Genomic DNA, 22248 nt, shown 5'->3' with positions numbered 1-22248 from the left:
GGCTTTTTTATGCGGTTAACGGAGGGTCTGTTTAAGCTGTAGGATCAAGGTTTTGGAGGCTTTCATCGTCCCGCTCAGGGGATAACCCAATAACCCGTTTATATAAAAACGAGGCAGAACTTGTTGAAATTGCAAGGAGCAGGGGGATTATCAGAAGATTAGTCAGAATGAAGATTATGACCTTTAAGGCCGCTGCCGTAAAAATCATGCTCAATAACTTCAGCGCAAAGAAAGCGCTCAGACCTAGAACTGTTCCAATAAGGGCGAGTAAAACCAAGGCAATGATGAAGGAAAGGATCAGTTTTACACCCTTATTCAGGAAAAGCCTGATCTGGATTGGTTGATCCAGGGCAATTGCCGGATAAATGAAAACGACCGTTACAAGAATGGGCACTAGGAGCAATAAAAATAGCGGTAAGCCAATCTCAAGCGGAAAGACTTTTCCTATTCCGGCCGCCAAGCTGGTCATGCCAAGCGTAAATAAAACAGACAGAGCGCCGAATTTTAATTCTCGTTTTCCAAGCCTGTAATTAAACCACTTCTTCTGTCGTTCGGATTGCAGAATAGAGTATCGATGCCAGGCAACCGCAAACATTGCATAGATAAAGGGCTGCAAAAGATTACCGGCCGGTATCATCCAGCCTCCCAGCCAGCCTTGTAACCAGGCAACGATTGAGACCAAAAACAAAATAGGGATGACATGAAAAATACAATTCAGGAAATTTGCAAAGACAAACTTGACTGCGTCATAAACGCAGTGTGTCACACTCAGGTAATTTGTCATTTATTCCCCAACCCCAAATGATATTACATCTGCTTACTATAGGTATCCCTCCGTCCTTTAACAATAAGAGACATTCGTCAGGGAGACGGTGTGTTTGGCGAGAGGGCGCGTACATTAAGCAGACATACAAAACCATTTGCCAAGCTGCAAAGGTATGATCGCGATTGTTTGGTATTTGTTATATTAATTAAATTAAATATAATGGTTTGAAACAGCTGGGAGGAACCTGCATGTTTAGTAAAGATCAATTTATTGAAGATTGCAAAAGCGCGGCTGAAGAAGGACAGAGTGCTGTAAGAGCAGTTGTAGAGCGGGCGGTTTCCGATCCTGCGGCTATTATGCGGGAATTGGGCGCGCCTGAGGTCGCGGGGATTGAACCGATTTATCACTCTGATAGTCTGACTATCCTAAATGTGATCTGGCCGCCTTTCATGAGCGTGACGCCGCACAATCATAACATGTACGCGGTCATCGGACTATATACTGGCCGGGAAGACAATGCGTTTTGGCGGCAGAAAGACGGCGAGATAGAAATCGCGGGCGGAAAATCCATCGGGGTAGGGGATGCTGAAACACTGGGGCGGGACATTATTCATTCGGTCCTTAACCCGATTAATAAGAAAACAGCGGCCATACATGTGTATGGCGGTGATCTAATGTCTCCTTTAAATGACCGTATGCAGTGGGATGCAGAAACGTTAAAGCCCGCGCCATTGGATATGGATGACGTGAAACACCGCTTCGCGGAATTCGGCCAGCGATATGACCAATGGGAAAAACAGGCGTGAAGTGCGCAGAGTGCGTACGTTCAGAGTGGATCCCGATTCTCAGGCAAGGCCGAGTTCGCGCTGTTTCGCCTTGGTTAGTTTATTGGAAATAATGCGCCAGGCTTCTTCAATATAGGCTTTTATATCGCCATCTGACATGCCGGCCGGATCTGTAATTTGAACCCATTTGGCGCGGGCAAGATAGGGCGCGGGAATGATGCCCTCCTGTTCGGTCAAAATGGAATAGGATAAATCATTACATTTAAACGATATTTTTTGGTTTTTTCCCGGGCCCCAATGAGAACAGATGGCAAAGATCTTCCCACCCACTTTCCAGACACTCGCGTTTCCCCACTGGATGACGTTTGTTGTAGCGGATAGCTGGCTGCAAAAAAGATCAAATTCGTCGCGTGTCATAATGTTCCTTTTCTATGCATCACGATACTCGTTGGACGGTTGTAGCCAGCATGGGCGTTTTCTCTTATTTTTGTAAAGCCCTTACGTGAGAATAACGCCTGATTTTCCGTGAGCTCAATTCGCACTTCCAGTTCAATGTCCGGTTTCTCGTTTTGCTGGGCGAATTCGATACAGGCAGTAATCAACATTGAGCCAATCCCCTTGCCCTGACAATCTGGATCAACAGCCAGTTTTCCAAGATAGAAATTTGACGGTTGCTCTTTCAAAAAAACGCATCCAACAAGTCGGTTCTCTTCAAATGCGATAAACAGTGTCTCGGATCGTGATTTTGCCTCAAGGCTTTCAGCCGTTAGTCTGTTCATTGAGGAGGGAGGATCAATGCGGGCTGCCATATAGGCATATGATTTTTGTATTAAGGTCAGCAAGTCTTGCCAGCGATTAAAATCATCTGTGCATATTGATACGGATATCATTAAAAAGGCCTCGATTATATCAGGGCCGAGAGTTTAGCGAGGTGGTTTGTTGAACGCAATAAGGGTTACAGGCCGGGCCGATAATTGAGAGAATTGGTCGAGTTGGAAGCAACGTCTTCTTCAATATCCTCATCTGTTTGACTGACATAATCGACAAAGGACAGGATTTTGTTCACAGTCTCGCCATCGTTGGAAATAGGGCAGCTTACGGTATGAACTTTCAAGAATTCTTTGTGCGGACCTACATAAGGGATTTCGCTGAAATTAGAAGTTTTAGTGATAACAATATTCTCAAACGCCTCCCAGATTTTACTGCCTGGTTCGCGTCCGGGAAAGTTCCGCCAGTTTCGACGCATGCTATTGCTGTTGCTGCGTTCCAGAATATTCTCGCCGGTTATCATCTCGACAAAATCAAGTGGATCCCTGAGGACATGGGTGACGATTGCAGAAGGAAGTAAAGGTTTGAATTTTGCCGGATCAATGTCTGACCAACGGGGCATTTCCCTGTCGCCTTTACAAGACATCCAGTAATTATAACCTTGGCTTACAATTTCAGATATTTGACTGGAACTGGACGTCAGCAACATATTAAAGACCATAACAACAGGATACCTAAGGCCTCTAATATAAATTTATTCTGATTAAAAAGGAATATCTTTTTGGTCTATTTGGACTATAGGCTTAAGACACCAGTACTTTTGTTCTGCTTGCCGGAAAAATAACGCAGGCCGCGGTTCCCTTGTTGATTTCGCTTTTTAGTAGAAATTGCCCGCCATGGGCTTCCGTCAATAGCCTCACAAGGCTTAGCCCCAGACCGGTTCCCTGATGATTTCGGTTGTATGACGATTGAACCTGTCCAAATTGTGCTTGAACATGTTTTAGGTCTTTTTTGGCTATTCCGATGCCGTTGTCCAGAACGTTGATGGAGATAGATTTGTCGTCACAAATTTCGATTTGTACTTTGATCGTGCCTTTTGCATCGGTAAATTTGACTGAATTGGACAAAAGGTTCGCAATAATTTGCTTAATGCGAGTAGGATCCCCAACAATTATGGGCAGGTCTTCAGGGATGTCTGTTTCCAGTTGTATTTCGCGGCTTTTTGCATCGACAGAAACCATCTGAAGACATGACCTTACAACTGATTTCAGGTCTAGATCCTGTTCTAACAAATTGATTTGGTTGGCTTCGATTTTTGCAACATCCAGAATATCGTTGATCACTTGAAGCAAATGAGTACCGGCAGAATTGATATCACCCGCATATTCGGCCCGCTTTTCCTTCTCGAGCATGGTGTAATCGTCCATCATCAGAAGCTCTGAAAAGCCAATAATCGCATTTAAAGGCGTGCGAAGTTCGTGGCTCATATTTGCAAGAAACTGCGATTTGGACTGGCTGGCTTTTTCAGCAATCTCTTTAGCGGCCTTCAATTCCGATGTTCTGGCTTCTACACGTTCTTCCAGTATTTCATTGTTATGCCGTAAAATATTTTCAGCATGGGTTTGTTCCGTTACGTCAGTGTAACAAATAACCAGTCCATCTGTTGTCGGTTGGGCGGCAATTTTAATGTGGCGATCATCGTTCCGGTGGCGGACCGTTGTAAACGGAACTGCAGCACGGGCAATCGACATGTATTTTTCAACTTGCTCTGATTGGTCGCCTGCTCCGTATTCTCCGCTTTGGGCGTTATATTCGAAAAATTGTCGGATTGGCGTACCGGGGACGTTGAGTGAACTTGGATAGTTTAGGAGTTTGATAAAATTTTCATTGCAAGCCACGAGACAGAGGTCATTATCAAACAAAGCCAAGCCGGTTTCTACACTGGTCATGATTGTTTCCAGGGCTGTCGCCTTTTCAGACAGTTCCTGTTCGCGAATTGCCAACTGTTGGGTTCGTTCCTGAACCCGAATGTCCAGGATTTCGTTGGCATTTTCCAAAGCACTACGAGAGTTTGAAATTTCCGTGATGTCAGTATAGGTCGAGATCATACCGCCGTTGGGAAGAGGGGATCCATCGATTTGCAGTACCAGACCATCCGGGCGCGTACGCTCAAAAGAGTGGGGCACCATCAGTCGGCACAAATCTATCCGTTCCTGAACCAGATCTTCAATGTCGCCCGGTCCATATTCACCGCGTTTGGCATTATATCTGAAGATATCGCCTATCGGGACACCGGGAATACCTAGATAGCGGGGAAGTTCGAGTAATTCACAAAACCGGTCATTGCTGAACGCTACTCTTAATTCTGAGCAAATGACAAGAACGCCTTGATCCAAATAACCAAAACAGGTCAGTGCGAGATTTTCATCCCAGTTACTAGTCACTTAATTAACGCCCCAGACTGAATTTAATTTATGTCCTGAAATACAGTTTATTCTTATGTTTAGCCTATTTTATCCTAACTATTTACTAATAGTCAGGTGAAAAATCTAATTAAATGCCATAACGTCATTACGTTGACAATTCGATCCAGATCGGGGTGTGATCGGAGGGTCTTTCCTTCCCGCGAGGTCCCTTGGAAATACCAACATTTTTAAGTCTGTCAGTGGCTTCTGCGGATAGAAGTAAATGGTCAATACGGATGCCATTGTCTTTTTGCCAGGCGCCGCGTTGATAATCCCAGTAGGTATAATTAACATCACGGGTCCATGTCCGAAACGCATCGGCATATCCCATATTCAGAAGTTGCCTGAAACGAGCACGGCTTTCCGGTTGGGTCAGGGCATCACCCTCCCACGCTTTGGGGTCGTAGCAATCTTCATCTTGCGGGATGATGTTATAATCGCCGGCAAGCACAATAGGCTCCTCCCACGACAGTAACGTACTGGCACGGGCGATCAGGCGGTCCATCCATTCAAGTTTATAAGGGAATTTTTCTGTATCGACCGGGTTTCCGTTCGGCAGATAAATGGAGGCGATCCGTACACCATTGATTGTCGCTTCAATATATCTGGATTGCTCGTCCGCATCGTTTCCGGGAAGACCACGCATCACGTCTTCGATAGGAAATTTGGAGAGAATTGCAACGCCGTTATAGGTTTTTTGCCCATGAGTTTCGATGTTATATCCCAGTTCTGCAACTTCTTCGCGGGGAAACATTTCGTCGATTGCCTTAAGTTCCTGAAGGCAGACAACATCAGGGGCTTCATCCTGTAGGTAATCAACCAGACGGGGCAGGCGTGCTTTTACTGAATTGATGTTCCAACTGGCGATTTTCATTAGGCGGTCCCATTTATCTCAAAAAGCAAATTCTGCCGTTATTGATGACGGCTTTTAACGATGAATGCAAATTGATATTGTGGACTTCTTAAACCGAGAAAGAAGACCCGCAGGAACAGGACGCCGTTGCATTGGGGTTTTTGATTTGGAAAGAGGCACCGATCAGGTCACTGACATAATCAATTTCGGCCCCTGCAAGGTAAAGCAGAGAGACACTATCCACCAGAAGGGTCGCGCCTTGATTTTCGACAACCACGTCATCCGGGTTTTTTGTGTCTTCCAAGTCAAAGCTATACTGGAACCCTGAGCATCCGCCTCCATCGACGGCAACCCGGAGCATGTTTTTTTCAGATTTCATTTCGTCGACAATAGCATTGATCCGCAATGCCGCGCTATCGGACAATTTGACGGGCGGTTCAGTTGTTTGTGGTGCAAACATTAATATTGCTTCCAAAATTAAAGTGATAGACAACGATTTTTACATCTTAGTTGTATCAGGTTTGGACCCTGAACCCTAATCATGTATTAATCCTGATTGGATTTGTCAATTGTAACACATTTGCGCAGAATTGGGAATATGAGCGAAAACCACACGTCGTCTATCCGTCGCATCCTGGAAACGGTATTTTTAAAGCTGATTTCAGACGGTAAAATGGAACCGGACCGTTTAGCTGATCTCAAGCTTCGCCCTCCGTCGAATGAGGGTTTTGGTGATTTATGCAGCAATTGTCTTATGCTTCTTGCACAGGAAGAAGCCCTTAAGGACGAGGACAATGCTGCCTTGTTCATCGCACCGCTTAAAGTGCTTACTTTTGTTCAGTCGGTTGACGTGGCGTCAAATGGCTATTTGAACATCACGATTAAGCCGAGCTACTGGTTCGATCGGATGGTGGACCTGTTAAATGATTTCAAGGCGTTCGAACAAAGCGCCGCTACGGCCCTGAAGGTTCGGCATCAGATGGTTGAGGTTCCGCAAAATTCAGAGGGTCTTACTAACGCGCGTCGGGTCTGGAATGCTGAGGCCCTTGGGCATCTGGCCGTAAAGCTGGACTGTCAGCTGGAGACAGTCCCCGGTCCGGAGGCGCAGCAGGCAGGATTTCCGGCGCAAGCGGCGATAGCAAAATGCGGATTGGCCCGCACCAAACTGGCCGTGCTTTCTAACGCGCCAGATTTTTCCGTCAATTTCAGCCCTGTATTGGCGATTGATGCCAGTTACGATAATCCGGTATTTAGTCTGGCCTATGCCCATGCCCGTATTCAATCCATGCTGGCCCGGGTGGAGAAGGTTTCTGCAGATGGTCAGTTGCTTCATCCTATTTCTGACAGTTCTATTGAACTGAACCAACGACTAGAAAAACAACTATTGAAAATGGTCTGTGATTGGCCGGACATTGCTGTTCAAACGTGGGAAAAAAGAGATATGCTCCATCTGTTCTCTTTCCTGCAGGACCTAACCCTGCTATTTTTTGCGCTGGTTGAAAAGGAAAGGCCACAATCCACTGATTATTTGATGGAAACGGAGAAGGGCGGGGGGCGCCAATTGCTGTTCCGGGCCGTTGACCGATTGATCTGTGAAGGGCTGGGCCTTGTGGATTTCGACATCTTAGAGGAGTTTGTCTAGGTGAGTGATAACTATAATTTTGACGATGACGATGATGCTTTTTACGACGATGAGGATATTCCCTCATTTAACCGCTGGAAGCTGATCGGCGGCGCGCTAACGGTTGTGATTGTCGTCGGTTTTGGCATCGGAATCTGGTACGCATATGACCAGGGCGTTAAAAAAGGAGTGCAACTCGCCCCACCTATCGTTACCGCGGATACCTCACCTGTAAAAACCATCCCCGAAGATAAAGGGGGAATGGATATTCCGCATCAGGATAAGAAGGTCTTTAGCGTTCTGGAAAATGAAAAAGAAGAAGAAAAGGTGGAGACCCTGATGTCACCGCCAGAGAGCGCTATTCCAGAACCTGCCCCGGTCGATATTTCCGAAAGCGAGACTGAAAGTGCAGAAGCCAAAGCGGATAAACAGTCTGAGACATTGATGTCAAAAGCAGAGGCTGCTCAGAAACAAGCTGAAGAGGCCGCGGCTCTTGCTGCGGCTCAGGCAGCCAAGGTGGCAACAGAGTTAAAGAAAAAACAAAATGAGCCAGTAGCGGCAGTAGACGCGACCAAGATGACGGACAATACGGAGCCGGCTGCGAATACCAGCAAGGCAATGGAGGCACCAAAATCGGTGGCTGATGTCAAGGTCGCGGACGCCCCAAAATTAGACGCTGCTAAAGAGGTAGCGGAAGCCCCGGTTGTGAAAGAGGCTCCGAAGCCCGTCACGCCAGAGCCAGAAGCAAAAAAGGTCGTGGCAGAGAAACCTGAACCGGCTAAGGAACTACGCCCGGAAGATATTAAATTTCGTGTTCAGTTAGGGGCGTTTCGATCGACCGATGCGGCTGAAATAGCCTGGCAGCGTTTCCAGAAAGCCCATGAAGGACTTTTGCGAGGGATCCCGCATCGCGTTCAGGAAGCAGAGGTTAAAGGAAAAGGTCTGTTCTATAGACTGCAAGTAGGCGCCTTTGCCGACAAAGCGTCGGCTGGTAAATTATGTGCGGATCTCAAGGCAGAAAAGCAGGACTGTCTCGTTGCAAAAAACTGATATGAAAGATGTGAAGTCGGTCATTTTTTCATGTGAAGGGCTCGTACTCACGGCTCAGGAAAAGGAATTTTTTGCAAGCGAAAAGCCGCTTGGCTTTATCCTGTTTGCCAGAAATATAGACAATCCGGAACAGGTTAGGACCCTTGTCAACGCCCTGCGAGTGTCTGTCGGTCGGCCAGATGCGCCGGTTCTGCTGGATCAGGAAGGAGGGCGTGTTCAACGGTTGCGCTCTCCGCACTGGTTTGAAGCGCCTTCATTCGGACGGTTGGGACAGCTGTATGATTTGGATGCTGCAAAAGGAATAGAGGCGTGCCGGCTGGCAACGGCCCTAATTTGTGACGATTTGAACGGGGTCGGCATCACTGTTGATTGCTCCCCCTGTCTTGATCTGGCGCTACCCATTACCTCATCGGTTATTGGGGACCGATCGTTTCACGCGGATCCGAATATCGTTGCAAAACTTGGTGCAGTTGTAGCGTTGGAATTTATCGAAAATGGCATCATTCCAGTCATAAAACATATACCCGGTCATGGGCGCGGAACCGTCGATAGCCACTTGGAGTTACCTGTAGTGGACGCGGGTATAGAAGAGCTGGCATCCACTGATTTTGCCCCTTTCAAACAATTGGGCCATAGTCCCTGGGGGATGACCGCCCATATCGTTTTCAAGCAGATCGATCCAGAACGGCCCGCTACGCAATCTGCAAAAGTGGTCACTGACATTATTCGAAATCAAATCGGGTTTGACGGACTTCTTCTGACGGATGATCTCAATATGGACGCATTGGACGGTCCTTTGGAAAAACGGGCAGAACGGGCGCTGGAAGCGGGTGTGGATGTGGTGTTGCATTGTTCAGGCAAGCTGGACGAAATGAAGGTAGTGGCACAAGCTTGCGGTCCCCTGCAAGACGCGTCTCTTAAACGGTATCACGCGGCGCAATCAATGATCCAGACCCCTCCCCAAGACACGTTTTCACCATCACAGATGAAGGCGCGACTGGATCAACTTTTAGAGTTGGTAAACTAATTTATGAATATTGAAGCGATTTTGTATCAGGTTTCCGTCTGGTTGATCCCTGCGCTGCTGGCGATAACGTTGCACGAGGCCGGACACGCCTTTGCTGCCTGGAAATTGGGGGACGGAACGGCAAAAGCAATGGGTCGGGTAACCCTTAATCCTTTTAAGCATATTGATCCGGTTGGCACTGTTTTAATCCCCGGAATGCTGCTTTTATTGAAGGCCCCCTTTCTGTTCGGCTACGCAAAACCTGTTCCGGTTAATTTCCGTGCCTTGAATAAGCCTCGGCGGGATATGGTTCTGGTTGCATTAGCCGGTCCGGGGATGAACTTCGTGCTTGCCTTTCTCTTTGCCTTATCCATTCATCTGTTGCCCTTACTGCCGGAAGATGTTGCTCTTTGGGTGATCGAAAATCAGCGAAACGGCATTGTCCTGAATGTCGTCTTGGGCGTTTTTAACCTGCTGCCCATTCCGCCGCTTGATGGCGGACGAGTAGCGGTTGGCATTCTTCCAAATTTTCTTGCCATTCCTCTGGCACGACTGGAACGGTTCGGCTTTTTGATTTTAATCGGGTTGATTATTCTTCTGCCAATGGTCAGCAGAAGTTTGGGCATGGAATTTAACCCAATTGGCTGGGTGATGAGCGGACCGATTTCATTTGTTGTGTCCGCAATTGCCAAGTTGGCTGGTCTCGGCTAAGGTTTTTTATCAGAGCAGGCTTGGGGGGCTCATGAAAAAACCGCAGGGATTATTCGATAAAGGATCAGAATTTCAGGAGGATGAGCGGCCGGACCGCCCAACGAACGCCCTTGTCGTCGATTTGGAAGGGTATGAAGGGCCGCTGGATGTTTTACTGGTTCTGGCGCGAGACCAGAAAGTGGATTTGCTGAAAATCTCTATTCTGGAACTTGCGGAGCAGTATCTCGCGTTTATTGAAGAGCTGCAAAAGTTGCGGCTGGAAATTGCGGCCGATTATCTTGTAATGGCAGCATGGCTTGCGTTTTTGAAATCCCGTTTGCTTATTCCGCAAGAAGATGAAGAAGGCCCGAGCGGCGCTGAGATGGCTGAACGGCTTGCTTTTCAACTTAAGAAGCTTGAGGCCATGCGGGGCGCGGCAGAAAAACTGATCAATGGTACTTTGACAGGCCGGGATAGGATGAGGCGGGTGCAGGCCGAAGGGGTCACTGTTATTCGCCATTCCAAATATGATTGTAGCCTTATGGAACTGTTGCAAGCCTACGCTGCCCATGAAGATCGCAAGGGCATTCGAAATCCATTGAGACTGATGCGGGATACGGTTTTTACCGTTGAAGCTGCCCTCGAAAGATTGGAACGAATGCTGGGAACCCTGCCTGAATGGACAGAGTTAAAAGCCTATTTGCCTGAAGGGTTGAAAGACCCGTTTGCGGTGCGCTCGGCAGAAGCATCAACCCTGTTGGCCAGTTTGCAAATGGTCAAGGAAGGGTATCTTGAAGTACAGCAATCAGAAACCTTTGGTCCAATTCGGATCCGTTCGAGAAAAGAGGGGAGGGACGAATGAGTGTAAATCCAGATCATGTCCGAATGGCAGAAGCGCTTCTTTTCGCGGCCAAGGCACCGTTAAGTGAAGTGGATATTGCCGCTCGTTTGCCTGAAGAGGCCGATATCATGGGCGTATTGGAGGTTATTCAGCGTCATTATGAACATAAAGGGTTTAACCTGGTAAAAGTCGCCGGGAAATGGACGTTCCTGACCGCTTCTGATTTGTCCTGGTTATTGCAGGATGAGAAAGAAAAAACCCGTAAATTAAGCCGTGCCGCGTTGGAAACATTAGCTATTATTGCGTACCATCAACCGATTACAAGAAGTGAAATCGAAGAAATTCGGGGTGTTGGCCTTAGTCGCGGTGTGATGGATGTTTTGTTTGATGCAGGCTGGATCCGCCCGCGCGGGCGCCGCCGCACTCCGGGAAAACCGGTTACATATGGTATTACAGAAGAATTCCTGATCCATTTCGGTCTGGACGACATACGCGATCTGCCCGGCTTCGATGAGTTGCGGGCGGCCGGGTTGCTCACGACAGAACCTTCCGGGCTGTTTGACGACCTTGTGGGGGGTGAGAGCGAGCCTCACCGTGACATTGAGGAAGAAGAGGATTAATCCAGCGGCGTCAGATTCAGGGTTTGCCGGGTTGCCTCGGTTAGTCGGTGTGGCAGGGACGACAGGTCAAACCATTTAAGTTCTGTAATTGCCTCTGGTTCTTTGATCTGTGGGGTGCCCGCCTGTATGGATGCGTGGTAAACCGGGGCAAGCCAGTGTTCCCGGTTCTGTGTATCGATAAATTCCACGAGATGAGCAAGGCCTCTTACTTCTATATGAAGGCCAAGTTCTTCTTTTATTTCTCGGATCGTGGCCTGTTCGGTTGTCTCACCGAAATCAACCTTACCGCCCGGAAATCCCCAAGAACCAGCTTCAGGGTCCCGGCGACGCTTAACCAGAAGAACCTTCTTGTTTGTATCCTGAATATAGGCACCGCAACCTACTCTGGGCTCATTCTGCTGCATGCTGTCTCTCCGCTATTCTTGAGCATACGACCAATCTGTCCGCTTCGTGACGATAGGGGTATCAGACGGATTGCCGCAATTCAAAAAGATTTTTTATCCTCTAACAGTGACGAATTGTCGCCTCTGCGACTGATTATTATTTACAGAACGGACTGAGAAGCTTATGCAAGGCCTATCACGAAACTGGTACAAGAGAGCGTATAGTTTGGCCTTAGCCGATCAGCCATATAGTTTATCGTCTGATAAGGGGCGCCGTTTGCCTTGGGGCCGTTGGTCCAGTACGGCCTTTTCCATGCTGGTTGCGGCTCTTGTCTCGATCCCGGTCGTCGTGATTTTTGGCTTTTTATTCGTGCCTTTTGGTGACATTTGGAGCCATTTGGCGTCGACGGTTCTTCCCGTTTATCTGATGAATACCGTCATTCTGGCCTTGGGTGTTGCGGTGCTGGTGTTAAGTATTGGTGTTTCGACAGCCTGGCTGGTGACCATGTACGAATTTCCGGCGCGAAAACTGTTTAGCTGGGCCCTGTTTCTTCCACTGGCAATGCCCGCCTATATTATCGCGTACACCTATACTGGAATGTTTGATTTTGCAGGTCCCGTTCAAAGCTTTGTGCGGGACGTGTTTGACTGGGGACGGCAGGATTACTGGTTTCCGCCTGTCAGAAGTATTGGCGGGGCAATTCTGATGTTGGGGCTTGTTCTATACCCTTATGTGTACCTTGTCGCCCGCGCCGCGTTTCTGGAACAATCCATTTGTGCGCTAGAAGTCGGGCGTACCTTGGGCAAAGGACCGATTGCTCTGTTCTTCAAAATTGCCTTGCCCCTTGCCCGGCCTGCCATCGTTACGGGGTTGGCGCTCGCGTTAATGGAAACGCTGAGTGATTTTGGGACGGTTCAGTATTTTGCGGTTGATACCTTTACCACCGGAATATATCGCACCTGGCTTGGGATGGGCGAAGCACCGGCGGCGGCCCAACTGGCGGCAATGCTAATGGGCTTTGTCTTTTTGCTGGTTGTTCTGGAACGGGTAAATAGGGGAAAGAAAAAATACTTTCAAACAACAGGGCGGTATCAGGAAATACGCCGCAAAGGCTTGACCGGCGGAAAACGGATGACGGCCTTTATTGTTTGCTTTATGCCGATCTTTTTCGGATTTCTGCTACCTTCAGGCTGGCTTCTCAATGCAAGTCTTTCTTTTCCGGAAAGCATTTTGAATTCGCATTTTCCTGTCTTGGCTGGTAGCAGCATTATTGTCGCTGCGCTGGCCAGTGTCGCCGCGCTGGTTATCTCTATGCTGCTTGTCTATTCCAAGCGGCAGGGCGGTCCGAAAAAGACAACCTTTATAAAGACGCTGACCGTGCGTATCGCGGCTATGGGATATGCTATTCCCGGGCCTGTTCTGGCAGTTGGTATCCTGATCCCGTTTGGATTTGCCGATAATGCCGTGGATGGTTTTTTCCGCAGTCAGTTCGGTATTTCCACCGGCCTGATTTTGAGTGGCACGCTCTTCGCGTTGATGTTTGCCTATGTGGTCCGCTTCCTTGCCGTTTCCATGAATACGGTCGAATCCAGTGTTGAAAAGGTAACGCCGAACATGGACCGGGCTGCCCGGACAATGGGGGTTACCGGTTTACAGGCAATCTGGCGGGTGCATGTTCCGATTATTTCCGGAAGCCTCATGACGGCTTTATTGCTGGTTTTTGTAGATGTGATGAAGGAGCTGCCGGCAACCCTGATCATGCGTCCCTTTGGGTTTGAAACGTTGGCTGTCCGCGCGTATGAACTGGCGTCGGATGAACGGTTGGCTGAAGCCGCTGGCCCGTCGCTCGCCATTGTTTTAGTGGGTGTCCTTCCTGTCATTATTTTAAGCCGGGCCATCAGTCGGTCTCGTCCCGGACAGGCCGCTGGGCTGGAAAGTTAAGGTCCTGATTTATGAGTAATCTGGTAATCGACAATCTGCAGCACTACAACAATCTGAACTTTTTCGTTCAGATCGAAAAACTTGAAGTGCGGGAAGGGGAAATTGTTTGTCTGTTGGGGCCTTCCGGTTGCGGTAAATCAACAACACTACGGCTTGCCGCAGGACTGGAGAAACCGGATCAGGGAAATGTGTTTATCAATGGCACACAGGTTGCGGGAGACGGGCTTTTTGTCGGCGCCGAAGAGCGCCGGGTCGGACTGGTGTTTCAGGATTACGCCTTGTTTCCTCACCTGACTGTTCAGGACAATGTGACTTTTGGTCTGGATGGCATGTCGGCGGCCTCCAAAAAAGCAATTGCCACCCGGATCCTTGAAAAACTGGCCCTTGCAGGATCGGCTGACGATTACCCGCACACTCTTTCCGGCGGCGAGCAGCAGCGTGTGGCGCTTGCCCGGGCACTGGCGCCCAATCCGAAAATTATCCTGATGGATGAGCCATTTTCGGGCTTGGATGTCGTGCTTAGAAATTCTGTACGAGATGAGACGCTTGCGTTGCTCAAAGAAAGTGGCGCGTCGGTCATGCTTGTGACCCATGATCCGGAAGAAGCAATGAGAATGGCTGACCGGATCGTCCTGATGAAAAATGGCCGAATAGAGCAGCAGGGGACTCCTGCTGAACTCTACAGTCAGCCAAATAGTGAATTCGTTGCGTCATTTCTTGGGGACGTAAACAAGGTTTCTGGTCAGGTTAAGGGCGATGTTGTTCAAACGGGCCTCGGTGATATCCCGCTGGCTGAGGGGCAATCCCAGAAGGGGAGTGTCAGTGTGTATGTTCGCCCTGAGGCAATTCGTCTTGGTCCTGTAACGGATATGGCGCATCCGTCGGCCGTGGTGGGGAGGATCCGAAATCTGGGTCCGTTCAGCCTGATCGATCTGGAGTTGGACACAGGGCATTCTGTTGTCGCCCGTGCGGCCAGTATTTTGCGGCCTGAAGAGGGGCAGCGATATTCTATTTCTCTCGATCTGCGGCAGGTTTTTATTTTTTGATTTTTAAAGACTTCATTGATCGAAATCCTTTTCAAGGTCACTTTTTCAAATTAGGTATCGTATATTCTTTCAATCGCCGCTATATAAGGGATAGGGAGAATGTTTCGCCAAATTAGGTGAACATTGGGAAATTTTATATTTATGTCGTCTCAAGAATGAGATCGGGAGTTACATTATGAGTATTGGTCCTTGGCAAATTATTTTAATCCTTGTCATAGTGCTCATTATCTTTGGCGCTGGTAAGCTACCTCGTGTTGCAGGAGACCTGGCGAAAGGGATCAAGAATTTCAAAAGCGGAATGAGCGAAGACGAATCCAAAGAGGAAGCCAAGAAAGAATTGGATTCGACTGAAAGCGCCAAAACGGCTTCTGACGAGAAAGACAAGGCAGCACAAAGCTAAGTGCGCGTATCTAACATTTTCAGACTTTTAAAGGCGAGATGGTGAGCCATGTTTGATATTGGCTGGTCAGAGATGGTATTTGTGGTCGTCATTGCGGTGCTTGTTATTGGCCCCAAGGATTTGCCGCGCTCCATTGCGACCGTCGGAAAATATATCCGCAAAGCGCGCTCTCTTGCTCGTGATTTTCAGTCCGGTTTGGATGATTTAGCCAAAGAAACCGAATTGGACGAGATCAAAAAGGATATCCAGGGGAGTACCGATTTCAACCTGAAAAAACAGGTTGAGGATGCGGTTAACCCCACCGGTAAGTTCGAAGAGATGTTCGATGACATTAAGCCTGAAATAAAGGATACGGCACCTTTAGAAACAAACGCGGCTCCTGAAGCTCCTGCTGGAAACTCTATTGCAGGTGATGTCAGTCAAGAAGACGCGCCTTCCTCTCCAGAAACAAAAGTTTCCTGAAATTATGCATTCAGAACAAGAAATTGAAGACAGCAAGGCTCCGTTAATGGAGCATATTGTCGAGTTTAGAAACCGCTTGGTTTACTCGGTCATTACACTGCTTGTTACTTTTATCCTGTGTTACATCGTCAGTGGTGAGCTGTTTTCATTTCTAGTCCGTCCGCTGGTTGAAGCGATGGGCGACGATATTGAAGGTCGGCGGATGATTTTTACCGGTCTTCATGAGGCGTTTTTTACCAATATCAAGATTGCCTTCTTCGTTGCTTTATTTGTTTCTTTTCCAATTATCGCGACCCAGATTTGGGCATTCGTGGCACCGGGCCTGTATAAAAACGAAAAGCGCGCTTTTCTGCCGTTTCTGGTTGTTACACCGATCCTGTTTTTTCTAGGTGGTGCGCTGGCTTATGAAATTGTTATGCCACTGGCCTGGAAATTCCTGCTCAGTTTTGAAACGAGTGGGGATGCGACGATGTATTCTCAGGCATATGGGGCGCTTATTTCAGAGTTTCCGACACTTCAGCAATATCTGCCTGTCCCGTCGGAGCCGATGGCACTGCCAATTCAGGCGGAAACCCGGGTTAGCGAATATCTTAGCCTGTCCATGAAGTTGATCTTTGCGTTCGGCCTGTGTTTTCAGTTGCCCGTCTTGCTAACCCTGCTTGGCCGTGTCGGAATTGTTTCGTCAGCAGGTCTGAAAGCGAAGTTCAAATATGCGATCGTTTTTGCCTTTATTGCTGCTGCCGTTCTAACCCCGCCAGATCCATTGTCACAAATCACGTTGGCGATCCCGATCATTCTACTTTACGCCTTGTCGATTTTAAGTGTTCGCATGGTGGAGAAAAAACGGGCTCAGAATGAGGCAGAGGAAGACGACGACTAGGCCCTCTCTGGCATTTCAGCAACATTTGTGTTCGTACTAATAATTTTATATCAAACGGGTTTCTCGGCTCTGGACTGACAGGGCTGAGGCGCTTATACGTAAGTCTGAACCCTAATTTCCAATCAGTCCTGTTTCGAATGGCAAGAAGATGCTTGATTTAAAATGGATTCGCGAAAACCCTGAGGCGCTTGATGCTGCCCTGAAACGTCGTAAAGCCGCCCCCCTTTCTAATACAATTCTTGCAATGGATGATGAGCATCGTCAGTTGCAGACTAAGTTGCAGACCAGTCAGGCCCGTCGTAACGAAGCGGCCAAAGAAATTGGTAAGGCAAAAGCAGCAGGCGAAGATGCGGACGCAATCATTCGTGAAGTATCCGAGCTCAAAGCATCCGTTCAGGAAATGGAAGCGCAGGAGCGGACACTTGCTGAAAAAATCGACCTCGTTCTCGCAGGCATTCCCAATGTCATGAAAGAGGATGTGCCGGACGGTGAGGATGAATCTGATAATGTGGAACTCCGCAAGGTCGGAACAATTCCTTCTTTTGATTTTAAGCCAAAAGAGCATTACGAACTGGGTGCTCAATTGGGCATGATGGATTTTGAGACAGCGGCCAAACTGTCAGGCAGTCGTTTTGTTGTGACAAGCGGGCATATTGCACGACTGGAGCGCGCACTGGCTGCGTTCATGATTGATGTTCATACGTTGGAAAAAGGATATTTGGAAGTATCACCGCCAACAATGGTGCGCGGACACGCTTTGTTTGGCACAGGACAGCTGCCGAAGTTTGAAGAAGATCTGTATAAACTGGATAACGATAGTTATATGATCCCAACGGCGGAAGTACCGCTGACCAATCTGGTGCGGGAAAGTATTCTGAACGAAGCGGATTTGCCTAAACGTTTTGCGGCGCATACGTTGTGTTTCCGCTCCGAAGCGGGCTCAGCGGGCAAGGATACTGCGGGTATGCTGCGTCAGCACCAATTTGCCAAAGTTGAGATGGTTTCTGTGACCACGCCAGAGAAATCTGACGAAGAACACGAACGGATGACCGCCTGTGCAGAAGATATTCTGAAACGTTTGGGTCTTGCTTATCGCGTTGTTGTTTTGTGCTCTGGAGATACAGGATTTGGCGCCCGTAAAACACATGATATTGAAGTGTGGCTCCCTGGACAGGATACTTACCGTGAAATTTCCAGTGTCTCGACTTGTGGTGATTTTCAGGCGCGCCGCATGAAAGCCCGGTACCGCCCGGAAGGTGAAAAAGGAAACCGGTTTGTTCATACACTGAACGGATCCGGGTTGGCGGTCGGTCGTACCCTGATCGCTGTGATGGAGAATTATCAGCAAGCGGATGGGTCCATCATTGTCCCTGAAGTCCTGCGTCCTTACATGGGCGGGCTTGAAGTAATCCGCTAAACAGACTTTGAAACAAACAAGAAAAAGAAGGTGATATTTTGCGTATATTATTGAGCAATGATGATGGCTTTTATGCTCCGGGAATGGATGTTCTAAAGAAGATTGCCTATTCCCTGTCCGACGATGTTGTTATCGTCGCCCCTACAAAAGAGCAAAGTGGGGCCTCTCGTTCACTGACGCTGCATGATCCGCTGCGCCTGACTAAATATTCGGACACTGAATATGCGGTTGAAGGAACTCCGACGGATTGTGTCATGATGGCGCTCAACCATATTTTCCCTGACGATAAGCCAGATCTAATTCTGTCCGGCGTCAATCGCGGAGCCAATTTGGGGGAGGATGTCCTTTATTCAGGGACTGTTGCCGCTGCCAGTGAAGGCACGCTCCTGGGCGTTCCTGCAATTGCGCTGAGCCAATGTATGGGGAATTCCGAAAAAATCCATTGGGAGACCGCAGAAAAACTCGCGCCGGCGATTATTAAGGATCTTCTGAAACTGGATTGGGGAAACGATGTTCTGATCAATATCAATTTCCCTCCTGTTGCCGCGAAGGATGTTCAAGGCGTTCAGGTCACACGGCAAGGAAAGCGGGATCTGACAAATCTTCTTATTGACGCCCGGACGGATGCCCGTGGCCGCGATTATTACTGGCTGGGATACAGACCATCCTTGGGCAGCCCTTCCGAGGGTGAAGACCTTCAGGCCATTGAGCAGGGAAAAGTCTCAGTAACACCGCTTTGCCTGAACCTGACCAAAGATACGTTGGTCTCTGCCCTGCAAGACGCTCTAGATTAGGTGGTATAAGGTCCTGTGAACAACAATGCTGCACAGAAAATCCGGCTGATTATGGAGCTTCGGCGCCAAGGGATTAGTGACACCAGTGTTTTGTCGGCAATTGAACGTGTGCCACGGGAAGAATTTATTCCAAAGACCTTTCGGGATCGGGCGTATGAGAATATCGCCCTTCCTATCCCAAGCGGTCAAACCATCAGCCAACCCTTTATTGTCGCCTACATGACCCAGATGCTGAAGCCCGATCCCAGACGAAAGGTGTTGGAGATTGGGACAGGTTCCGGGTATCAGGCCGCCGTTTTGTCACATTTGTGCCGACGTGTTTATTCGCTGGAACGGTTTCGTTCCCTGCAGGTTGAGGCGGTTCGGTTGTTCGAACGGCTGAAACTGATGAATATTACCACCAAACTGGGAGATGGTTATAAAGGCTGGGTAGAACAGGCACCCTTCGACCGGATCATCGTGACGGCCGCGGCGACTGAAATTCCGGCTTTGCTGGTAGATCAGTTAAACGATGGCGGCATTATGATTTTACCAGTGGGGCCAGAGCCGTCCAGTCAGCAAATTGTCAAGCTGACAAAAGACGCAACCGGTAAGGTTATGGAAGAAGAGTTGCTCGCGGTTAGATTCGTTCCGTTAGTTCAAGGGCTTGCTGTAGAAACTTAATATATTACAATATATTCTTTATCCGTAATTTTGTTGCGATTCGTCTAAGATTCTCCTATATTACACCGTATGATGGCACGAAAGTTCAGTTTTGCATTAAAAATGACCGCCAGCGTTTTGCTGATTGCGGGGGCTTCTGGGTGTGTCTACGATCTGTATCTCCCGCCAGAGGGGAGCGCGCAAAAGAACGCGAGTTCAAGCTTTCAGGCACAGCGATCCGGAAAAATTCAGCCCGTCAGTGACATCTCTAATTACCCGAACGGGTATTATAAAAAACTGGCCTATCAGCTGGTAACGGTTCAGCCGGGCGATACGCTGTCCAAGATCGCATTACGATACGATATACCAACCCCGTCGGTTATCGCGCTGAACAATAGCCAGCCACCTTATTTGATCCGCGTTGGGCAAAAAATAAAGATCCCGTACTTCCGTATTCATCGTGTGCGGGGGGGCGAGACCCTATATGCTTTGTCAAAAGTCTATGACGTCTCAGTGGCGGAGTTGATCCATTTCAATCATTTGGAAAAACCCTACATCCTGCGCCCTGCCATGGCGCTAAGGGTTCCAGAAAGAGACAAAGGGGAGTTGCGGGTTGCGTCTGTTGACGCCAAAACTTGGCCAGTGACACGCGCCGCTTCTCATTATGAAAAAGAAGAGATTGTTCTGGTTCGGCCGCAACCGCAAAAGACCAATAAGGATTTAAGCAACAAACAGGTGGCACCTGCGGCCCAGCCTCGTGAAAAGAAGCCGGCACAGGAATATGCCAGCTTATCGGTGAACCCTGTCTCAACGGCCGCTGCTGCAGAGTCGAAGCCCAAGCCAGTGCCATTGGCGGTGCCCGTTGTTAAATCCGAACCTGTTGAATTGGGCGGTACCGAGATCAAAAAATCTGATCTGCCGCCTCTTCCAAGAAGCCGCTACAGCATCAAACATCCCCCTAACAGATCAGGTAAGATCTTTATCTGGCCGGTCAAAGGGAAGCTACTCTCGGGATATGGGCGGAAGAAAAACGGTTTGCATAACGACGGCATTAACATTCTTGTTGCCGATGGCACACCCGTTCGGGCCGCAGAGAACGGTATTGTTTCCTATGTCGGAAATGAAATGCGGTCCTTTGGCAATCTGATCCTGATTTCTCACGCGGATGGGTATGTCACGACTTACGGTCATACATCAGAAATACTGGTCAGTAAGGGGGACGTGGTACGCAAGGGGGATGTGATTGCCCGTGCAGGGTCAACCGGTGATGTTGAGACGACACAGCTTCATTTTGAAATCCGCAAAGAAGGGACGGCATTAAATCCTGCCGTCCATCTCGCGTCACGGTAATTAGTCCAGCGGCGTTTCTGTCCGGCCTGCCAGATCCTGAACAAACTGCCAGGCAACCCGACCGGACCGGGATCCACGTGTCCGGGTCCACTCGATAGCCTCTTTTTTCATGTCATCGTCTGAAACCGGGATGTTGTAATGGGCTATATAGCCACGAATCATTTCAAGATATTCATCTTGTGAGCAGCTATGGAAGCCCAGCCATAGGCCAAATCGATCAGATAACGAGACTTTCTCTTCAATCGCCTCAGAGGGCATGACCGCCGTTGCGCGCTCGTTTTCAATCATGTCGCGGCGCATCAGATGACGCCGGTTCGAGGTGGCATAAAAAATAACGTTCGCAGGACGGCCTTCCAAACCACCATCCAGAACTGTTTTTAGCGATTTGTAAGTGTCGTCATCGCCGTCAAAAGACAAATCATCGCAGAATAAAACGCAACGCCGTTCGGTTTTTTGCAGGCTCTGCATCAGCTCTGGCAATGACGGAATGTCTTCCCGGTGTATTTCGACCAGAACCAGGGCATCATCCAGTTGCTGGTTGACCAGAGCATGGGAGGCTTTGACAAGCGAGCTTTTCCCCATTCCGCGGGCGCCCCACAGCAAGGCATTGTTGGCAGGCAACCCTTTGGCAAAGCGAAGCGTGTTATCCAGAAGGATGTCTTTGACCCTGTCAATGCCATGCAGCATGGACATGTCGACATAGTTCACCTTGGGTACGGGGCGCAAAACATTTGTTTCGGCTTGCCAGACAAAGGCAGTCCCCTGACTGAGGTCAGGTTCAGGAAGTGCGGGCGGAGCCAGTCGGTCAAGACTGTCTGCAATACGGGTTAATTGTGTCAGTAAAGCGTCGTTTGTCATAAGTTCTGATTGAAAAGTTAATGAGGAGTTCCAATCTATCCCATTAACTGAAAAAGCACAGTAAAAACTGTTTCGCTCTAAATCGGACGGCTGTCTGGACATGAACAGTCTGGAATACCGTCAGGAAATGAGGCAGGTGGGTATTTTGCTGCTTGCAATGAGGGGCAGGACTACTATAACAGTCGTTCAAATATTTTTGTGTATAGCCGCTGAAAACGGGCTATGCGAGGCTATAAAAGTCGTTTTAGAGGGTCAAAATTATGAACCAGGAATTAGCGCAGTTTTTGCCGTTGATCCTTATCGGTGTTGTATTCTACTTCTTGCTTATCCGTCCGCAGCAAAAGCGGGTGAAAGAACATAAAGCCATGGTAGAAGGCGTTCGCCGCGGTGACAATGTTGTCACTGCTGGAGGCATCATGGGTAAAGTAACGAAAGTTCGGGATGACAATGTCGTTCAGATCGAAGTTGCACCTGAAGTACGGATCGATGTAGTGAAATCCACACTGTCAGAAATTCGCAGTAAATCTGAGCCTGCCAATACAGCTGCTAAGCCGGCTGAAGAAAAAGAAGGCGGGTTTCTAGGGAAGCTGAAAAAGAAATAACGGATAT

Annotated in this window: 26 protein-coding genes; 17 read left to right on the top strand and 9 right to left on the bottom strand. The window is 48.6% G+C overall.

Annotated elements, in window-relative coordinates; genetic code table 11:
• Positions 1-31 precede the first annotated feature (31 nt).
• Entirely contained in the window at positions 32-784 is a 753-nt protein-coding gene (locus ACJAYR_RS12530; protein ID WP_415236916.1) for a hypothetical protein, read from the bottom strand.
• A gap of 230 nt (positions 785-1014) precedes the next feature.
• Between ACJAYR_RS12530 and ACJAYR_RS12525 the strand changes: the two genes are divergently transcribed.
• The gene (locus ACJAYR_RS12525; protein WP_415236915.1) at positions 1015-1572 is read left to right on the top strand and encodes a hypothetical protein; all 558 of its coding nucleotides are present in this window, start codon (positions 1015-1017) and stop codon (positions 1570-1572) included.
• Positions 1573-1611: 39 nt separating this feature from the next.
• Here ACJAYR_RS12525 and ACJAYR_RS12520 read toward each other — a convergent pair whose 3' ends face one another.
• The 6 genes from ACJAYR_RS12520 to erpA form a co-directional block, all read right to left on the bottom strand.
• A complete protein-coding gene (locus ACJAYR_RS12520; protein WP_415236914.1) occupies positions 1612-1968 on the bottom strand; it encodes an MmcQ/YjbR family DNA-binding protein in 357 nt (118 codons plus the stop codon).
• The gene (locus ACJAYR_RS12515; RefSeq protein WP_415236913.1) at positions 1965-2441 is read right to left on the bottom strand and encodes a GNAT family N-acetyltransferase; all 477 of its coding nucleotides are present in this window, start codon (positions 2439-2441) and stop codon (positions 1965-1967) included. Before ACJAYR_RS12515 ends, ACJAYR_RS12520 begins: the two co-directional genes overlap by 4 nt.
• Positions 2442-2506: 65 nt before the next feature.
• Positions 2507-2941: a hypothetical protein gene (locus tag ACJAYR_RS12510; RefSeq protein ID WP_415236912.1), complete on the bottom strand. Its 435-nt coding sequence runs from the start codon at positions 2939-2941 to the stop codon at positions 2507-2509.
• A gap of 181 nt (positions 2942-3122) precedes the next feature.
• Entirely contained in the window at positions 3123-4763 is a 1641-nt protein-coding gene (locus ACJAYR_RS12505; protein WP_415236911.1) for a PAS-domain containing protein, read from the bottom strand.
• Between the two features lie 127 nt (positions 4764-4890).
• Positions 4891-5658, bottom strand: a complete 768-nt coding sequence (gene xth, locus ACJAYR_RS12500) for an exodeoxyribonuclease III (RefSeq protein ID WP_415236910.1) — start codon at positions 5656-5658, stop codon at positions 4891-4893.
• 88 nt (positions 5659-5746) lie between these two features.
• Positions 5747-6097 carry an iron-sulfur cluster insertion protein ErpA gene (gene erpA, locus ACJAYR_RS12495; RefSeq protein WP_169545068.1) on the bottom strand — a complete coding sequence of 117 codons (351 nt, stop codon included), beginning with the start codon at positions 6095-6097 and terminating at the stop codon, positions 5747-5749.
• 138 nt (positions 6098-6235) lie between these two features.
• On the opposite strand from erpA, the gene ACJAYR_RS12490 reads away from it, so the two are divergent.
• Genes ACJAYR_RS12490 through scpB form a run of 6 tightly spaced genes read left to right on the top strand, consistent with a single transcriptional unit; the run spans position 6236 to position 11465 of the window.
• Positions 6236-7279 (top strand): DALR anticodon-binding domain-containing protein, encoded by a 1044-nt coding sequence (locus tag ACJAYR_RS12490; RefSeq protein ID WP_415236909.1) that lies wholly within the window; start codon positions 6236-6238, stop codon positions 7277-7279.
• Positions 7280-8308, top strand: coding sequence for an SPOR domain-containing protein (locus tag ACJAYR_RS12485; protein WP_415236908.1), 1029 nt, complete (start codon positions 7280-7282; stop codon positions 8306-8308).
• Entirely contained in the window at positions 8295-9335 is a 1041-nt protein-coding gene (nagZ, locus tag ACJAYR_RS12480; RefSeq protein WP_415236907.1) for a beta-N-acetylhexosaminidase, read from the top strand. The genes ACJAYR_RS12485 and nagZ overlap by 14 nt, the downstream gene beginning before the upstream one ends.
• A 3-nt stretch (positions 9336-9338) precedes the next feature.
• The gene (locus ACJAYR_RS12475) at positions 9339-10025 is read left to right on the top strand and encodes a site-2 protease family protein (RefSeq protein ID WP_415236906.1); all 687 of its coding nucleotides are present in this window, start codon (positions 9339-9341) and stop codon (positions 10023-10025) included.
• A gap of 31 nt (positions 10026-10056) precedes the next feature.
• The gene (locus tag ACJAYR_RS12470) at positions 10057-10866 is read left to right on the top strand and encodes a segregation and condensation protein A (protein WP_415236905.1); all 810 of its coding nucleotides are present in this window, start codon (positions 10057-10059) and stop codon (positions 10864-10866) included.
• Positions 10863-11465: an SMC-Scp complex subunit ScpB gene (gene scpB / locus ACJAYR_RS12465; RefSeq protein WP_415236904.1), complete on the top strand. Its 603-nt coding sequence runs from the start codon at positions 10863-10865 to the stop codon at positions 11463-11465. Before ACJAYR_RS12470 ends, scpB begins: the two co-directional genes overlap by 4 nt.
• On the opposite strand, the gene ACJAYR_RS12460 is transcribed toward scpB, so the two are convergent.
• Positions 11462-11869 (bottom strand): NUDIX domain-containing protein, encoded by a 408-nt coding sequence (locus ACJAYR_RS12460; protein WP_415236903.1) that lies wholly within the window; start codon positions 11867-11869, stop codon positions 11462-11464. The genes scpB and ACJAYR_RS12460 overlap by 4 nt on opposite strands.
• A gap of 205 nt (positions 11870-12074) precedes the next feature.
• Here ACJAYR_RS12460 and ACJAYR_RS12455 point away from each other — a divergent pair, with 205 nt between their 5' ends.
• The 9 genes from ACJAYR_RS12455 to ACJAYR_RS12415 all read left to right on the top strand — a co-directional run bounded on the left by ACJAYR_RS12455 (position 12075) and on the right by ACJAYR_RS12415 (position 20781).
• Complete coding sequence (locus ACJAYR_RS12455; protein ID WP_415236902.1) at positions 12075-13790, top strand: ABC transporter permease; 1716 nt, start codon at positions 12075-12077, stop codon at positions 13788-13790.
• A gap of 11 nt (positions 13791-13801) precedes the next feature.
• Complete coding sequence (locus ACJAYR_RS12450; protein ID WP_415236901.1) at positions 13802-14836, top strand: ABC transporter ATP-binding protein; 1035 nt, start codon at positions 13802-13804, stop codon at positions 14834-14836.
• A 175-nt stretch (positions 14837-15011) separates the two neighbouring features.
• Positions 15012-15236, top strand: a complete 225-nt coding sequence (tatA, locus tag ACJAYR_RS12445; RefSeq protein WP_169545086.1) for a twin-arginine translocase TatA/TatE family subunit — start codon at positions 15012-15014, stop codon at positions 15234-15236.
• 48 nt (positions 15237-15284) lie between these two features.
• On the top strand, positions 15285-15698 hold the full coding sequence (tatB, locus tag ACJAYR_RS12440) for a Sec-independent protein translocase protein TatB (protein WP_415236900.1): 414 nt from the start codon (positions 15285-15287) through the stop codon (positions 15696-15698).
• A gap of 4 nt (positions 15699-15702) precedes the next feature.
• Complete coding sequence (tatC, locus tag ACJAYR_RS12435; protein ID WP_169545090.1) at positions 15703-16578, top strand: twin-arginine translocase subunit TatC; 876 nt, start codon at positions 15703-15705, stop codon at positions 16576-16578.
• Positions 16579-16726: 148 nt separating this feature from the next.
• Positions 16727-17995 (top strand): serine--tRNA ligase, encoded by a 1269-nt coding sequence (gene serS, locus ACJAYR_RS12430; RefSeq protein ID WP_415236899.1) that lies wholly within the window; start codon positions 16727-16729, stop codon positions 17993-17995.
• Between the two features lie 38 nt (positions 17996-18033).
• On the top strand, positions 18034-18789 hold the full coding sequence (gene surE, locus ACJAYR_RS12425; RefSeq protein WP_415236898.1) for a 5'/3'-nucleotidase SurE: 756 nt from the start codon (positions 18034-18036) through the stop codon (positions 18787-18789).
• Positions 18790-18804: 15 nt separating this feature from the next.
• The gene (locus ACJAYR_RS12420) at positions 18805-19452 is read left to right on the top strand and encodes a protein-L-isoaspartate(D-aspartate) O-methyltransferase (protein ID WP_415236897.1); all 648 of its coding nucleotides are present in this window, start codon (positions 18805-18807) and stop codon (positions 19450-19452) included.
• A gap of 102 nt (positions 19453-19554) precedes the next feature.
• On the top strand, positions 19555-20781 hold the full coding sequence (locus ACJAYR_RS12415) for a peptidoglycan DD-metalloendopeptidase family protein (protein ID WP_415236896.1): 1227 nt from the start codon (positions 19555-19557) through the stop codon (positions 20779-20781).
• Here the strand turns inward: ACJAYR_RS12415 and ACJAYR_RS12410 are convergent, their stop codons facing one another.
• Positions 20782-21639: an ATP-binding protein gene (locus ACJAYR_RS12410; RefSeq protein ID WP_415236895.1), complete on the bottom strand. Its 858-nt coding sequence runs from the start codon at positions 21637-21639 to the stop codon at positions 20782-20784.
• 260 nt (positions 21640-21899) lie between these two features.
• Here ACJAYR_RS12410 and yajC point away from each other — a divergent pair, with 260 nt between their 5' ends.
• Positions 21900-22241: a preprotein translocase subunit YajC gene (gene yajC / locus ACJAYR_RS12405; RefSeq protein ID WP_169545101.1), complete on the top strand. Its 342-nt coding sequence runs from the start codon at positions 21900-21902 to the stop codon at positions 22239-22241.
• Positions 22242-22248: the final 7 nt, after the last annotated feature.

The organism is Sneathiella sp., assembly GCF_047631475.1.
In the GTDB taxonomy this organism is placed as follows: Bacteria; Pseudomonadota; Alphaproteobacteria; order Sneathiellales; family Sneathiellaceae; genus Sneathiella.
This window is presented reverse-complemented; position numbering and strand designations above follow the sequence as displayed.

Excerpts from the sequence above, each read along its gene's own strand:
- tatC (WP_169545090.1), top strand. The coding sequence starts at position 15,703 with ATGCATTCAGAACAAGAAATTGAAGACAGCAAGGCTCCGTTAATGGAG.
- ACJAYR_RS12510 (WP_415236912.1), bottom strand. The coding sequence starts at position 2,941 with ATGCCCCGTTGGTCAGACATTGATCCGGCAAAATTCAAACCTTTACTT.
- ACJAYR_RS12530 (WP_415236916.1), bottom strand. The coding sequence starts at position 784 with ATGACAAATTACCTGAGTGTGACACACTGCGTTTATGACGCAGTCAAG.
- ACJAYR_RS12525 (WP_415236915.1), top strand. The coding sequence starts at position 1,015 with ATGTTTAGTAAAGATCAATTTATTGAAGATTGCAAAAGCGCGGCTGAA.
- xth (WP_415236910.1), bottom strand. The coding sequence starts at position 5,658 with ATGAAAATCGCCAGTTGGAACATCAATTCAGTAAAAGCACGCCTGCCC.
- ACJAYR_RS12470 (WP_415236905.1), top strand. The coding sequence starts at position 10,057 with ATGAAAAAACCGCAGGGATTATTCGATAAAGGATCAGAATTTCAGGAG.
- ACJAYR_RS12515 (WP_415236913.1), bottom strand. The coding sequence starts at position 2,441 with ATGATATCCGTATCAATATGCACAGATGATTTTAATCGCTGGCAAGAC.
- serS (WP_415236899.1), top strand. The coding sequence starts at position 16,727 with ATGCTTGATTTAAAATGGATTCGCGAAAACCCTGAGGCGCTTGATGCT.
- yajC (WP_169545101.1), top strand. The coding sequence starts at position 21,900 with ATGAACCAGGAATTAGCGCAGTTTTTGCCGTTGATCCTTATCGGTGTT.
- ACJAYR_RS12415 (WP_415236896.1), top strand. The coding sequence starts at position 19,555 with ATGACCGCCAGCGTTTTGCTGATTGCGGGGGCTTCTGGGTGTGTCTAC.
- erpA (WP_169545068.1), bottom strand. The coding sequence starts at position 6,097 with ATGTTTGCACCACAAACAACTGAACCGCCCGTCAAATTGTCCGATAGC.
- ACJAYR_RS12460 (WP_415236903.1), bottom strand. The coding sequence starts at position 11,869 with ATGCAGCAGAATGAGCCCAGAGTAGGTTGCGGTGCCTATATTCAGGAT.
- ACJAYR_RS12490 (WP_415236909.1), top strand. The coding sequence starts at position 6,236 with ATGAGCGAAAACCACACGTCGTCTATCCGTCGCATCCTGGAAACGGTA.
- ACJAYR_RS12410 (WP_415236895.1), bottom strand. The coding sequence starts at position 21,639 with ATGACAAACGACGCTTTACTGACACAATTAACCCGTATTGCAGACAGT.
- ACJAYR_RS12520 (WP_415236914.1), bottom strand. The coding sequence starts at position 1,968 with ATGACACGCGACGAATTTGATCTTTTTTGCAGCCAGCTATCCGCTACA.
- ACJAYR_RS12450 (WP_415236901.1), top strand. The coding sequence starts at position 13,802 with ATGAGTAATCTGGTAATCGACAATCTGCAGCACTACAACAATCTGAAC.
- scpB (WP_415236904.1), top strand. The coding sequence starts at position 10,863 with ATGAGTGTAAATCCAGATCATGTCCGAATGGCAGAAGCGCTTCTTTTC.
- ACJAYR_RS12475 (WP_415236906.1), top strand. The coding sequence starts at position 9,339 with ATGAATATTGAAGCGATTTTGTATCAGGTTTCCGTCTGGTTGATCCCT.
- tatB (WP_415236900.1), top strand. The coding sequence starts at position 15,285 with ATGTTTGATATTGGCTGGTCAGAGATGGTATTTGTGGTCGTCATTGCG.
- tatA (WP_169545086.1), top strand. The coding sequence starts at position 15,012 with ATGAGTATTGGTCCTTGGCAAATTATTTTAATCCTTGTCATAGTGCTC.